At 45.2% G+C, this 13,956-nt stretch carries 11 protein-coding genes; 7 read left to right on the top strand and 4 right to left on the bottom strand.

What is annotated here, in order from left to right:
• Positions 1-2: 2 nt before the first annotated feature.
• From FBF61_RS11295 to FBF61_RS11285, 3 genes are all read left to right on the top strand, one after another.
• Entirely contained in the window at positions 3-905 is a 903-nt protein-coding gene (locus FBF61_RS11295; RefSeq protein ID WP_138477339.1) for a glycosyltransferase, read from the top strand.
• A gap of 28 nt (positions 906-933) precedes the next feature.
• The gene (locus tag FBF61_RS11290) at positions 934-1,740 is read left to right on the top strand and encodes an FkbM family methyltransferase (RefSeq protein WP_138477338.1); all 807 of its coding nucleotides are present in this window, start codon (positions 934-936) and stop codon (positions 1,738-1,740) included.
• A 96-nt stretch (positions 1,741-1,836) separates the two neighbouring features.
• Complete coding sequence (locus FBF61_RS11285) at positions 1,837-2,337, top strand: ORF6N domain-containing protein (RefSeq protein ID WP_138477337.1); 501 nt, start codon at positions 1,837-1,839, stop codon at positions 2,335-2,337.
• 6 nt (positions 2,338-2,343) lie between these two features.
• On the opposite strand, the gene FBF61_RS11280 is transcribed toward FBF61_RS11285, so the two are convergent.
• Entirely contained in the window at positions 2,344-3,249 is a 906-nt protein-coding gene (locus tag FBF61_RS11280; RefSeq protein ID WP_138477336.1) for a class I SAM-dependent methyltransferase, read from the bottom strand.
• Positions 3,250-3,365: 116 nt separating this feature from the next.
• Here FBF61_RS11280 and FBF61_RS11275 point away from each other — a divergent pair, with 116 nt between their 5' ends.
• From FBF61_RS11275 to FBF61_RS11260, 4 genes are all read left to right on the top strand, one after another.
• Positions 3,366-4,607, top strand: coding sequence for a glycosyltransferase family 4 protein (locus FBF61_RS11275; protein WP_138477335.1), 1,242 nt, complete (start codon positions 3,366-3,368; stop codon positions 4,605-4,607).
• A 9-nt stretch (positions 4,608-4,616) separates the two neighbouring features.
• Positions 4,617-5,387, top strand: a complete 771-nt coding sequence (locus FBF61_RS11270; protein ID WP_138477334.1) for a glycosyltransferase family 2 protein — start codon at positions 4,617-4,619, stop codon at positions 5,385-5,387.
• 161 nt (positions 5,388-5,548) lie between these two features.
• Positions 5,549-8,656 (top strand): SusC/RagA family TonB-linked outer membrane protein, encoded by a 3,108-nt coding sequence (locus tag FBF61_RS11265; RefSeq protein WP_138477333.1) that lies wholly within the window; start codon positions 5,549-5,551, stop codon positions 8,654-8,656.
• A gap of 19 nt (positions 8,657-8,675) precedes the next feature.
• Positions 8,676-10,049: a RagB/SusD family nutrient uptake outer membrane protein gene (locus FBF61_RS11260; protein ID WP_138477332.1), complete on the top strand. Its 1,374-nt coding sequence runs from the start codon at positions 8,676-8,678 to the stop codon at positions 10,047-10,049.
• Positions 10,050-10,141: 92 nt separating this feature from the next.
• On the opposite strand, the gene FBF61_RS11255 is transcribed toward FBF61_RS11260, so the two are convergent.
• From FBF61_RS11255 to FBF61_RS11245, 3 genes are read right to left on the bottom strand one after another with little or no spacing between them, the layout of a single operon-like run.
• Positions 10,142-11,446 (bottom strand): DUF4302 domain-containing protein, encoded by a 1,305-nt coding sequence (locus FBF61_RS11255; RefSeq protein ID WP_138477331.1) that lies wholly within the window; start codon positions 11,444-11,446, stop codon positions 10,142-10,144.
• Positions 11,447-11,480: 34 nt separating this feature from the next.
• Entirely contained in the window at positions 11,481-12,407 is a 927-nt protein-coding gene (locus FBF61_RS11250; protein WP_138477330.1) for a zinc-binding metallopeptidase, read from the bottom strand.
• Between the two features lie 33 nt (positions 12,408-12,440).
• Entirely contained in the window at positions 12,441-13,922 is a 1,482-nt protein-coding gene (locus FBF61_RS11245; protein ID WP_138477329.1) for a RagB/SusD family nutrient uptake outer membrane protein, read from the bottom strand.
• Positions 13,923-13,956: the final 34 nt, after the last annotated feature.

Raw genomic sequence — 13,956 nt, 5'->3', positions numbered from 1 at the left:
TCATGACCTCGCCGGTTAATCTTGCCCCCATCGTTTTGTTCTGCTACAACCGCCCCTGGCATTTGCGTCAGACGATTGAAGCTTTGCAGCACAACACGCTGGCTTCCGGAAGCAATCTGATTATTTATTCCGACGGGCCCAGGCATGAATCAGATAAGCCTCTGGTAAAAGAAATAAGGGGATATCTGCGAGAACTTAAAGGATTCAAAGACATCAAAGTAGTTGAGGCCGACAGAAATAACGGCCTCGCCATATCGGTGATCAAAGGGGTGAGCGAAGTTCTGAAATTGCAGGGGAAGATCATTGTATTGGAGGACGATATGCTGACGACACCGGATTTTCTGGCTTTTATGAACGAAGCATTGGACACATATCAATCCCGGGCTGATATATTTTCAGTTACTGCCTATTGTCCGCCGATCCCGTTTCCTGCGGGTTATGGAAAAGATCTCTTTCTGGCCCCCAGGGCAAGTTCCTGGGGTTGGGGTACATGGATTGACAGGTGGAATAAAGCCGATTGGTCAGTTTCTGATTTTGTATCATTGAAAAAAGACAGGAACAAAGTCAAAGAGTTTGCAAAGGGAGGCGAAGACCTTTGGCCAATGCTGGTCAAACAACAGCAAAAAGTAATCGATTCCTGGGCAATCCGATGGACTTATTGTCAGTTCAAAAACAATGCATTCGGAGTTTACCCTGTCCGGTCCAAAATTAAAAATATAGGCACTGACGGCAGCGGGACTAACTTTACATTCAAAACTGGGTATTACGGTGAAGATATGAATCCCGAAAAGATTGAAATTGACCCCAACATCCAACCCGATGCAGAAATGATCAAACTGTTTGGTGACTATTATCGTCTTCCTTTTTATCTGAAAATAAAAAATTGGTTGAAGTATCAGCTTTGATCTGAACCAGAAAAGAACTCGCTATTGTATGTACTGGCTGCGCTATTTACTGAAAGAACCCTATCATTCTCTGCGAACGCAAACGAACCGCGAGTTTATGAAGCTGTTGTTCCAATACGGGAACAGCCCGCGTCATAAGCTGACCAATGTAGCGTTTGGCGGGTACCAGCTGAAAGTACCGGACGTGATGTCATTCCTCTGGCAGCACAAAGAGATTTTCGCAGATGAATTTTACCACTTTGAAAGTACTAACCCGGAACCCGTGATTTTTGACTGCGGGGCGAATGTGGGAATGAGTGTGCTATATTTCAAAAAACTTTTCCCAAAGGCGAAAATCACTGCTTTCGAAGCCGAACCGGAAATAGCCTCCCTACTGGACTACAATCTGAAAGCCAATGCAGTTGAGAACGTCAATGTCATTGAAAAAGCTGTCTGGATTGATGAAGGCGGTGTACTTTTGGGAAGTGAGTCGGCGGACTCTTCGTCTATATACTCCACTTCCGAAAAGAAAAAGATCCCTTCCGTTCGCCTGAAAGATTTCCTCTTGTATGAAAGCCAGATTGATTTTTTGAAAATTGACATCGAAGGAGCTGAAAAAGAAGTGCTTCATGATTGCCGGCACGCGCTGGGGCATGTAAAAAACCTCTTCGTAGAGTTCCACTCCTACCTCGGCCATCCGCAGGGGCTGGCCAATATCATCCAGATTTTTGAAGAAAACGACTTCCGCTATTTTATTGACACCAATCAGCACCGGCTCCAACCATTTACCAACCATCGCTACAGGGATAATGATGTGATGGACCTGCAACTGAATATTTTTGGTTGGCGAGAATAATCCTGTGACTTTGGACAAGATGCAGCGTATTAGATAAAACTAATGCCTCCGCATCGTCAGTCCGAACGTAAAGGCATTTTAACCAAACTTGTTTTTATGGATTTAGCAGTCATCCAAAGTAAGGTACTTACCCTGAGAGGACAGAAAGTAATTTTTGATTTTGACCTTGCCGCATTATATGAGGTCGAAACGAGAGTTTTGAAACAGGCAGTCCGTCGTAACATCGACCGCTTTCCCAACGATTTTATGTTTCAGATTACAGAAAATGAAATCGAATACTTGGTATCACAAATTGTGATACCATCTAAAAGCTATTTTGGAGGCGCCGCACCTTTCGCTTTCACAGAACAAGGCGTCGCAATGTTATCCAGTGTTTTGAAAAGCAAAAAAGCATTGCAGGTAAATATCACCATTATGCGCGCTTTTGTGATGCTACGCCAGTACTACATGGATTCGAAAGAATTAAAAACCAGAATTGAAACCCTGGAAAATGAAATGGATATGAAATTCCACGACATTCACCAAACCCTAAATCTCCTCATTGACCCGCCGCAAAAGGAAAGAAAGCAGATCGGCTTTAAAAATGATGAAAACTGAAAACCATTATACGTAAGGGTTAGGCGGGAAAACGTGAATTTGAAATCCTTCCTTTTTCATTTCCGCCATTACTTTTTCAGAAGGTATTTTCTTGAAGATGACAGCGCAAAGTATTTGCGAGGGCATAAAAGAAAATCTTGTCAGAAAATCGTGAAAAGCCAATTTACGTTTAATTTTCCTGAATGCTTTTGAAGAATCATCCGCTTTTTCCCGGCCGTATGAGGGGTGGTAATAGTTATTGTTGATCCCTTTGAAAGCCACCATCGGCAATCCCATACCGTTGGCCAGCTTATCCATCTCCCGCTCCGATAGCTTGAACACGTAATTACCAACTTCTTCAAACGAGTACCTGTTCTTCCAGTATTTTTGTAACAATGAAGTATCCCAGCGGTCAAAAATATTTCTCAGCGCCAGCAGAAATGGCATTTTTGATATAGGATCGTGTGGTTCTACCAATATCACAGCTTCTCTTGCAACCCTAAGCATCTCATAAACACCAAGATACGGCCTCGGAAAGTGGTGATAGGCTTCTTTGCAAAAAACATAGTCAAAACTATCATCCTGAAAGCTGAGCTTTTCCACATTCTCAACAGAATATTTGCCCAGGAAACCGCGGGACTGCGCAAGCGGCAAAAACGTTCCTGCTATATCAGTGGCGGTAACATCCAGACCCCGTTTGTAAAAAAAATTAGCATCGAAACCATATCCATCTCCTACGGTAAGCCATGATTTTGGCTCCGATAAAAAGGGATTGGCTAGTTGTAGCTGACGTTGGTGTATCCAATGATTAATTGTGTTGTGCTGCTCATCATATTCCCACAATTCTATTGCCTTATCCTTTGCCTCTTTGGTTGCATACTGTACCTCAAACCAACCCGAATGCGCCTCGTGGCTTCTTTTTTCGCTAGACATTATCCCTCAGTTGCTTATTTTTTGTTAAAGATAGTTTTAACGAATAAAAATTATTTACCGGCAGAACTATTTAATTTTACCCGGATGAATGCAATTGTCAACAATCTAATATATAAATGGTACTTCACCTGAGTACTTTTCATCTGGAAGGAGGCGCGGGTGTTGCCGCTACCCGACTGCACAGGGCGCTGCTGAAATACGGAACAGACTCATACATGCTGGTACCAACGGCTCAGGGCCATGAGGAAAAGGTGATTGAGCTCTCTGATAATAAATTGCAGAAGAAAAAGCACTTCGGACGTTTCATTGCGGAGCGACTTCATTTTTATCCTCAGGAAAAAGATAAAACAGTGAGATTTGCTTTTTCTCCGGCTGCCATAGGGGCAGATATTGCAGGGCATCCCTTGGTACAAAAAGCAGATATCATTCATTTACATTGGGTCAACTTCGGCTTTTTATCTCTCCAATCGCTGCAAAGCCTGTTTTCTATGGGGAAGCCTGTGGTGTGGACTTTGCACGATATGTGGACATTCACCGGCGGATGCCATTACAGCAGAGGTTGCGATAATTACCTTTCGCACTGCCAGTATTGCCCCTATCTTGCCAAACCTGATCAATATGACATCTCGTTTTCTCAGTTTGAGAAGAAACAGTTCATTTACGATCAGGCAAACCTCGCACTTGTATCACCCAGCAGATGGCTCGACGGGTTGGTAAAAGCCGCAGCCCTCACAAAGCCCCACACTTCCCTTACTATCCCGAATTGCCTGGACACAACATTGTTTTCCCCCTATAACAAGCTGGAAACACGAAAAATGCTTGGGTTACCAGAAAATAAGAACCTGATTCTTTTTGCCGGGGCAAACACCCAGGACCCGCGCAAAGGCTTTGCTTTTTTCAGAGAGGCCATCAGCCAAGCAGGCTGCGTAATGGAAAACGTGGAAGTGCTTATTTTTGGAAAAGCCAATCCGCAAAATTTCAGTAATTTCCCGGTACCGGTACACTATCTTGGCAAAATCACCCAACCGGAAGAAATGGTAAAGGCGTACAATGCTGCAAATATGATCGTGGTACCCTCCCTGGAAGATAACTTACCAAACACTGTCATGGAAGCGTTGTCATGCGGAGTTCCTGCTGTGGGTTTCTCAACCGGCGGTATTCCCGAAATGATCGATCATCAGGTGAACGGATTCGTGTCAGACTTTGGCTCCGCCGAATCACTGGCGGAAGGTATTGCCTGGGTTCTTCAGAATGACGGAAACAATGTGATTTCTGAAAATGCCCGGAAGAAAGTGCTCAATAGCTATTCTGAAAAATTAATCGCCAGTCAGTATCAAACCTTATACGCTTCTTTGTAATAAGTAAATATGCCTCTAATTACCATTATTACAATCACTTACAACGCGGAGAACTTTCTGGAACGCACTTTGAAAAGTCTTCAGAACGCTTTGCAGGAGGTCAGTGATCCATCGGTTATCGAATACCTGATTATAGACGGAAATTCGAAGGACAGCACTTTACAGATTGCAAAAAGGTACGAGCAGTTTATAAACAAAGTAGTCTCAGAACCAGACCGCGGACTGTATGATGCTATGAACAAAGGACTTTACCTCGCAACCGGAAAATACCTTTGGTTTCTTAATGCTGGTGACGAGGTTTATGATGTGAACACGCTTTCGAATCTTTTATCACGCTTAAAAAGCCGTGCAGACACCTATTACAGCGACGCTATGTTTGTGAAAGAAAATGGTGCCGAGGTTGGATTAAGAAGCCGGTTTACGCCGCACGTCCTACCTGAAAATCTCAAATGGCAGGATTTCAGGCTTGGTATGAAAGTGTGCCACCAGGCATTCATTGCCAAAAAAGACATTGCACCAAGTTATGATGTTTCCAATCTCAGCGCAGATATAGATTGGGAAATCACATGCCTGAAAAATTCGCGCAAAACGGAATTTCTCGATTTCATACTTTGCCGCTATCTGCTAGGGGGTACCTCCACCCAAAACCACCGCCGCTCCCTCACTGACCGTTTTCATGTACTCAGAAAACACTTCGGTTTTTTTCCCACAGTCTACAATCATCTGGTGATACTCTACCGAGGATTTATGTTCGCGCGGAGAAATGGAAAATACTGGTAATTTTGTCGCTTTTTGTGAACTAAAAAACGTACTACGTTTTCTACATATATACATAATACAAAACATACCGCCTACACAAATACTTCACTACAATATTTTGTTGGTAAGACAATTACCATATATTTGTTTCATTTTGTAACCGAAAAACCAAATAAGTACTTATGAGAAAAATTTTGCTATTCGCACTCTTAAACTTGTTCGTGGTCGTCGCGAAAGTAAGTGGACAGAGTGTACAAATTACCGGAAAAGTAACCTCGGATGATGAAAGTTCTTCCTTGCCGGGTGCATCTGTGCAGGTGAAAGGATCCAATGCCGGGACACAGACCGATGTGGAAGGCAAATATGAAATTACGGTTCCTTCAAACAACGCCGTACTGATTTTCAGTTTTGTGGGGATGGTTACCCAGGAAGTGACTGTTGGAAATAGAAGCGTTGTCAACATTACATTAAGCAGCGATACACGCAGTTTAAATGAAGTGGTAGTAACCGGTTTCGGCTCTCAGATCAAGCGGGATGTGACAGGTAATATCGCACAGATCCGTGGAACGGAAATTCAGAATATGCCTGTTGCAAGTGTCGATGCGGCATTGCAGGGCCGCGCCGCAGGTGTTTATGTCAACAGCGGAACAGGAAAACTGGGCCAGGCGGTAAATGTCCGCGTGAGAGGGAACTCCTCAATCAGTGCCAGCAGCCAGCCGCTATATGTAATAGACGGCATGCCCATCACTACCGATGATCAGAGCAACAGAGGCGGCGGTGCATCCAACCCGCTGGCGGAGATCAATTCCAATGACATTGAATCTATCGAAATATTAAAAGACGCCTCTGCAGGAGCGATTTACGGGTCCCGCGCCGCGAACGGAGTGGTGCTGATCACTACAAAACGAGGAAAGGCAGGAAAAACCAATATGAGCGTCAATTACCAGATGGGTACCTCGGAAGCAACCAGGCGCGTAAGGTTTCTGAACGCAGAGGAGTACATTAATTTCTATAAAATGGCGGGCGCCAATACCGATCGCATCGACGGGATTGATCCGAGCGATCCGGAGTCAAACTCTTCCATCATGTTTGGCGAGGGTGGTTTTCTGGATTTCCAGAGCCTTGGCACATATAACACGCCCCAGCAAAAAAATTACGACTGGCAGGACCAGGCATTTCAGAAAGGCTCGATGCAACAACTGGATTTTCAGATGAACGGCGGGGTAGAAAAAACCAAGTTCTTTTTGTCGGCGCAGTACCTTAATCAAAACGGAACATTGATTGCCAACAAACTGGACCGTATTTCGGGCCGGATGAACTTGGACCATCAGGCTTATAACTGGTTGCAGGTCGGATTGTCGATGGGTTTATCAAGAACCGTAAACCGTCGTCTGCCGGGTGATAATGCATTCTCCAATCCTCTGCAAATGTCTGCAATCACGCCGCTCACCCCTTTTACGGACCCTTCTACCGGGTTACCTACGGGAACCCCTCCGGGCGAACTGTATGTACCGATCTATTTCAACCCCATGATCGCGACCAACTACTCAAAATTCATTTCTACTTCTTTCCGAAACCTGACGAACGGATATGCTCAGTTTAGCCTAACCCCCAACCTAAAATTCCGAAGCGAACTGGGTATTGATCTCCTCAATCAAAATGAAGAAAGCTATTACCAGAGCCAGAACAGAAGGCTTGTCGGGAGTGCCAGCAATGGTTTGGGAGAAAATTTTGGACCATTTGTTACCAATTACAATACCAACAATTTCTTCTCTTATGACCGGATTTTCGGAGCGCATAGTTTTGGGGGTACATTAGGGATGTCTTATCAGCAATCACAAACAAAAATAAACTTTATCGAGGGTACGCAATTCCCTTCCGACTCCTATAAAAAGATATCAAGTGCTGCCACCAAATCAGATGGCAGCTCAACGGAAACCAATTACCGGTTCCTGTCGTATTTTTTGCGCCTCAACTATAAATTTTCGGACAAATACCTCTTGTCTGCAAGCGCGCGTATTGATGGTTCATCCCGTTTCGGTGTAAATTCCCGGTACGGGTTTTTCCCTTCCGTTTCCGCGGGCTGGGTACTTTCCGAAGAAGATTTCCTGAAAAGCAACAGTGTGATCAGTTTTCTCAAAATCAGAGGAAGCTACGGTTCCACCGGTAACTCCGAAATTGGCGATTTCCCACAGCTTGGTTTGTTTCGCGGTGATGCGGGATATGCGGGTGCAGCCGGGCAGCGGCCTTATCAGATCGGCAATCCCAATCTCAAATGGGAAACCACCAACCAGGCCGATTTTGGAATTGATTTCGGCTTGTTCAACAACCGGCTTAATGGTGAGATCGATTATTACGAAAAAAAGACCAACGGACTTTTGTTGAATGTAAATGTGCCCGGAACATCAGGATTCACCACACAAACTGCCAATATCGGCAAGCTGACAAACAAAGGTTTTGAGCTGGTACTTAACTCCCAAAACATTGTCGGGGCATTTAAGTGGAACACCTCATTTAATATTGCTACTAATAAAAACAGGGTTACTGATATCCAGGATCAGATCATTCAGGGCGGTGTCGGAAACATAAACCGGGTGATGGAAGGTCAGCCGGTAGGGGTATTTTACACTGTTGAATACGCAGGTGTAAACCCTGACAACGGGGACGCGCTATTTTACAAAAACACACCGAATCCGGACGGTTCCGTGGATCGCTCAACAGTAAGTAATGACGATTACAATAGCGCACAACGTATCGTTGCGGGAAATCCTACACCGAAAATTGTCGGAGGTATTACCAATACTTTTACTTATAAAGGTTTTGATCTGAATGTATTCTTCAACGGAGTAGCTGGAAACAAGATCAACTTTTTCGGAGTTGGGCAGTACGCGTCAGGCAACGGGATTTACGAGGACAATCAAACAGCCGATCAGCTCAACGCCTGGACTCCGGAAAATCGGAATACTGATGTTCCGGAAGCGCGTTACCTGATCAGCAATGGTAACCAGGCCTCCACAAGGTACATTTATAATGGCTCATACATGCGCCTTCGCTCAATGACCTTGGGATATAATCTCCCTTCCGGCTTTACAAACCGCCTGAAAATGGAAAAAGTCCGTATTTATGTCTCCGCGCTGAATCTCGCAACCTTTACCAATTACAAAGGGTGGGACCCGGAAGTGAATACAGACGACCTCTCGGAAACGGAGTCCAAATTTGCGCTGGGAAATGATTTTTATACTTCTCCACAGCCAAGGACCCTGATGGTTGGAATTAACATTGGTTTCTAAAAGCATCGATTAAAGACTTATGAAAAAGAAAACATATATATATACCCTGACAATTTGTGTCGGACTATTTACGATAAACGGCTGCGCCAACAAACTGAATGTAGATCCTACGGAGGATATAGACGAAGGCGCGGCATTGAGTACGTCGAGGGATGTTGAAGTAACGCTGATAGGCTGCTACGACGGGTTACAGGACGTGGACGTGTATGGTGGCGCTTTTCAGGTAGCCTCCGAGCTGCTCGGCAACAATGACGAGCTGGGTTTTACGGGAACGTTCCAGAACTTGCTGGAACTAACCAATAAGCAAATCACCACCATCAATGCAACTGCCCAGGATACCTGGAACGATTCCTACGCGGTCATCAACCGCTGTAACAATGTTCTTTCCGCGATTGATATCGTCGATGAAGCCAAGCGCGAGCGTATTGAAGGTGAGGCGAGGTTCATCCGGGGCTCAGTTTATTTCGACCTGGTCCGGTTATATGCCAGAACGTGGGGCGATGGAGATAATGCTTCCAACCCCGGCATTCCGCTGGTCATGAAGCCCACCCGCGGCGTTACTGAAGAGGATAAGCTGCCCCGAAGCTCAGTGGCGGAAGTGTATGCGCAGGTGATTGAAGATCTGACGGCTGCCAAGGATCTGCTGCCGGAAACCAATTCATTTTATGCTACAAAATACGCCGCAGCCGCACAACTTTCCCGAGTATATCTGATGCAATCCAACTTTGCTGCGGCCCGTACCGAGGCGAATGAAGTGATAGCATCCGGCCAATTTTCTTTGAATACTAATTTCAGCGCGATTTTTAACACTTTTCTGAACAATGGAGGAGCTAATCCTAACGAGTATATCTTCTCGATAATGGTAACCCAGCAAGATGGCATCAACGATATGAACACCTTCTTTGGAACAGCCATCGACGAAATTCCTGGTACTTCCGGGCGTGGAGATATCAGGGTCTTGCCAAAACACCGCACGTTGTATGAAACCGGCGACAAAAGAGGGGATTTCTTTATCACTTCCAACGTTATTTATACACAGAAATATCTTGACAGATATACCAATGTGCTCCAGTTCCGCCTTGCCGAGATGTACCTGACCAGAGCTGAGACAAATCTCCGTCTTTCGACTACCATAGGAGCCACGCCCCTTGCCGACCTGAACGCCATCCGTACCCGTGCAGGGCTGAAAGCTGCAACTGCCGTTACATTGGAATCTATTCTGAAAGAACGCCACCTGGAACTAGCATTTGAAGGACATACACTGCATGACGCCAGGAGAAACAAGCAAAATATCGGTAATTTGCCCTACAATTCTCCCTTGTTGATCCTTCCTATTCCGCAACGCGAAAGAGACGTTAATCCAAAGCTGGTGCAAAACGAGGGGTACAACTAGAAAACTTCGTTTCCCGATAAGCAAAAAAGCACCTCTGAGTTTCAGAAGTGCTTTTTTGCTTTCTTTAAAATCCGGCAGATGCTCATTATCTTCTACTGCCAGCTGATCCACGTCTTGGCGTCCTTCGCTCCTACCATATCATAAGTGGTTTCAGATGTCTGAACCAGATAGTAGCCGCTAGGCTCATACAACGCATTTTTGGCATCAGCAGCTGGCCCGGTGGCCGGAACGGCTCCCTGTGTCCCGTATTCAGTAAAAATAACACGGCCGTCGCTAGTGAATCTTGGCCTGTTGGGGGCGTACCAGTAATTGATGGAATATTGACCATCTTCAAAGAAAACAGGCCCAAAAAGATCATAACTTGCATTAAGCCCTGGCTGATAGACGTAAAATGCATAAACTCCCTCGCCAGACGTCAAAGTTTTTACTTTGAGTGCATCATCCACTCCGTTGATATGAAATGCATCTCTGGTTCTCCAGTCTCCTCCGGATTCAATCGGATCCTGCCACCACCTTCTGGGTGCTTCCAGATCAATGACCAACGGTCTGACGGCGCCGACCACAGCACCTGTAAGACCGGCCGCCGTAACACCGAGCTGGACGCTATTTGCATTCCAAGTAATGTTACTGAAACCCGTTATCGTCTGGGAACCATTGACTAAGGGTGAATCAAATGTCAATCCGGCTGAAGAAAAATAGTATTTTGTAGAGTGCGATTTGGGATTAGCCCCGTCCATCCAGGTAATTTTTGCCTGACGTGAGTCCTGGTTAATACCGATTTCGTACGTGACACCACCTAATGTAACCCTTTTGAAATAAGTCAGATATTTCGAGATGTTGTTAAAGAGCAAACTTTTGGCCATATCGCCATTTGCGTAGGCTGCGGCCTGTGCGGCAGTAGCTTTCCTTAAGACGAGCTTGCTCTGATTTTTTCGACCAACCAGTGTTATCACATCGGCTTTAACCGAATCAGGGAAAATATTAAATTCGAAATCGGATTTGAACCCTTCCCCTGCATCCCCGCCATTTACATCCGGATCCGGATCCGATAATACATGCAGGTAGGAGTACGTATCGAAGATCAGGGCGGGAGTTTGCATCGCTTTTAGCCTGTAACTGCTTTCCTTGGACGTTCCCGCAGACTCCTCACTGAAATCGGAATACATCACAACCCGGTTTTGATCATCAAATTTCAGGTAAAAACCGTAACTGCCTCCTCCGCCAGGATATATTACAGCATTCCAGCCGTCAGGCGCCTCTATCAATTGTTTTTCATAAGAAGCCAGAGCAGCATTCAAACGAGCATCTGCCGTTTCTTCAAAAAGAGTATCATCCTTATTCTCGCAAGAAATGAAGGCATTCGCCAGGAAGAATAAATATATGATGGATTTTTTCATTCAATCAATTATTACAATAGTAAACGCTCGTCTTTTAAAATAATGACACCATCGCAGCCCTGGTTTTTGTCTGAAGGCTGTAAAAATCGATATTCCAGGATTTTTTGTAATAGGCCACCACCATATCTTCTTTTTGCCTTAATGCCGCCTGCGCCTGAGCTTTGGTTGTGCCTTTCGACGTGGTCCCTTCCGGAATTGAATTAACTATTTTATCAAAACCATCTTTTCCTTCCATCAGCATGACTGAGATCGTTTCAACGAAATCATCGTCAAATCCGGAGGCAGCATAGGCAGTCACAAAACCATCCCGTAAAGCATCTTCATTAGAAAAATTAATCCAGTTTCCTCCATAATATTTACCGGCTGTAATCAATTTGAAATCTGCCGGGTACATTTTATTCATGTGCAAAATATGCGCAAATTCGTGCTGGATAACGTGAAATACAAAGAATTTGGCATACACCGAATCCTTTTCAGCGGTGTACCCGGGCATACCCTTCACCTTGAACTGGTTAATCCCCATCATCACGATCTTTCTTCCGCCCTCAGCCTGCCCGCCTGTTACAGACCCATCCAGGTTGTATTCAACGCTGCCGGACAATACAAAAGTTTTAGGAGAAAACATGTTGAAGAAAACAGAGCCCGCCTCCTCGATATACGGCTGGGCCCAACCTTTGTTTATACTGGATAGCAAAGGAATGACCTGCTGTTCATCCGCGGGTACAAGCGTTTTGTTGATACTGCTCGGAAATTCAAACTGGTCCCATTTATACTTCACCGCAATGTTGTAAGGAGTAGTAAAGTTGTCGAGGATCCATTTATCAATAGGACCCTGTGCCCAGGTATCACCACCCAGCCCCGGAATATTTTCTACATCCCCGATTTCCTCTTCCTTGCACGAACTGAACATAACGCTCAGAAAAAGTAGCGGGTAAAGAAGTTTGTTTACTATTTTTTTCATCAGTATGTGATTTTAATAATCGATTGGCTAGTCTTATCTTTTGTTCTTTTCCAATCCGGACAACGCTGCCGTCTGGGGTATCTGCAGCACCCTTCTCGGATCATTTGCAGGGATGGTGATCACCTGGCCCGTATTGGTCGTGTGCTCAACTGGAATATTGTATCTCAGGATATCAAACCATCGCATTCCTTCCTGAACAAACTCCACCCTTTTAAAATCGAGTATGGCGTTGATCAAGCCGGTGGTGGCGTTGGAGGTATTATAGAAATTTCTGATCTTGGTTGCAGTGATATTATGGATGGTCGCGTTGTAACCAGTCAGTCTTTTGCTTGCAAACAGGTTCAGATCACTCAGTGCCGCTGCGGTATTGCCCAGATACACATTCGCTTCGGCCCGGTTAAACAACAATTCCTCCGCCGTAAACAAAGGCAACATCGTATACAAATATCCTATATCCGCATTTACAGACTCTCTGACAAAATACTCATACCATTTAGGGACGAAATAATTATTATCTCCCTGATAGTAAAGCGGATACGCCCATCTGGCAGAGGATGCGGCCAGGCTCTGGCTCTCGAATATCTCCTGAGATTTGGCATACGTCATTCCATATCGGTATTGCGGCATATACCTTCCGATGAGTGATGCTGTTTCGACGATCAGCAGATTCGCACCCTGGCTTGCCCGTGAATAAATAGCGTATAATTCAGCTGGTGACATGTTTTCCATGGAGGTATTCCACGGCCTGAGATTATTGGCGATGGTAGTACCCGGAAATGCCGCATTGGCATACTGCAAAACTTTGTTGTAATCTTTTTTGACCAAATAAAAACGGGCCGCAAAAGCATTCGCAGCGACGGTATTAAAATGGTATTTTGGTACTGTATAGGTTCCGTCGCTGATCAGGGGAAGCCCCTCCAGAAGATCTTTTTCGATCATCTGGTAAACATAATTAACAGTTCTTCTCTCATACTGCTTGATAACCACGGTTTCCGGCTCGGTAACATACGGTATGCCAGGATCAGAAGACGCGCTTTGCGGATCGTAAAACTTGCTGTAAAGGCACACAAGCATAAAATGTGCATAGGCACGGGCTACAAGCGCCTCTCCCCTTTGTGCGCTGTAAAGAGAGGGATCGTCCGCTTCCGCAATTATCTTAAGCGCCTGGTTAGCCACAGAAATCGCCCTGTAGCATTCCGACCAGTAAAGATCCGGCGAATCAGAGTCGTTGACAGTCGCCTCAACTTCTTCGAAGAGAAATGAACCTCTGTTGGTCTTATCGTCATATCCCTGCGATTTGTCTGAGACATTGTCGCTCATGGATTCGCCGAAAACAACGTAGCCTGCCTGCGGGTAGGCTGTGGCCAGCAACTGAGAAACTTTTTTAGGGTCATTGATAACGGCCCTGGTGCTGTCCGGTTCCTTTGAAAGGAAATCCTCACAACCGACCAATACCAGCATCGGAATTGCTAAAAAGATCGCTGTCAGTCCGCGGCTTCTATTTAATTTCTTCATCTCTTTCATTTTCTTGCGAGCAATCACACAATGT

The organism is Dyadobacter bucti, assembly GCF_005869225.1.
Taxonomy (GTDB): Bacteria; Bacteroidota; Bacteroidia; order Cytophagales; family Spirosomataceae; genus Dyadobacter; species Dyadobacter bucti.
This window is presented reverse-complemented; position numbering and strand designations above follow the sequence as displayed.

What these genes read in the sequence shown, in the direction of transcription:
- FBF61_RS11275 (WP_138477335.1), top strand. Translation starts at nt 3,366, where the DNA reads ATGGTACTTCACCTGAGTACTTTTCATCTGGAAGGAGGCGCGGGTGTT.
- FBF61_RS11285 (WP_138477337.1), top strand. Translation starts at nt 1,837, where the DNA reads ATGGATTTAGCAGTCATCCAAAGTAAGGTACTTACCCTGAGAGGACAG.
- FBF61_RS11295 (WP_138477339.1), top strand. Translation starts at nt 3, where the DNA reads ATGACCTCGCCGGTTAATCTTGCCCCCATCGTTTTGTTCTGCTACAAC.
- FBF61_RS11280 (WP_138477336.1), bottom strand. Translation starts at nt 3,249, where the DNA reads ATGTCTAGCGAAAAAAGAAGCCACGAGGCGCATTCGGGTTGGTTTGAG.
- FBF61_RS11250 (WP_138477330.1), bottom strand. Translation starts at nt 12,407, where the DNA reads ATGAAAAAAATAGTAAACAAACTTCTTTACCCGCTACTTTTTCTGAGC.
- FBF61_RS11290 (WP_138477338.1), top strand. Translation starts at nt 934, where the DNA reads ATGTACTGGCTGCGCTATTTACTGAAAGAACCCTATCATTCTCTGCGA.
- FBF61_RS11245 (WP_138477329.1), bottom strand. Translation starts at nt 13,922, where the DNA reads ATGAAGAAATTAAATAGAAGCCGCGGACTGACAGCGATCTTTTTAGCA.
- FBF61_RS11255 (WP_138477331.1), bottom strand. Translation starts at nt 11,446, where the DNA reads ATGAAAAAATCCATCATATATTTATTCTTCCTGGCGAATGCCTTCATT.
- FBF61_RS11265 (WP_138477333.1), top strand. Translation starts at nt 5,549, where the DNA reads ATGAGAAAAATTTTGCTATTCGCACTCTTAAACTTGTTCGTGGTCGTC.
- FBF61_RS11260 (WP_138477332.1), top strand. Translation starts at nt 8,676, where the DNA reads ATGAAAAAGAAAACATATATATATACCCTGACAATTTGTGTCGGACTA.
- FBF61_RS11270 (WP_138477334.1), top strand. Translation starts at nt 4,617, where the DNA reads ATGCCTCTAATTACCATTATTACAATCACTTACAACGCGGAGAACTTT.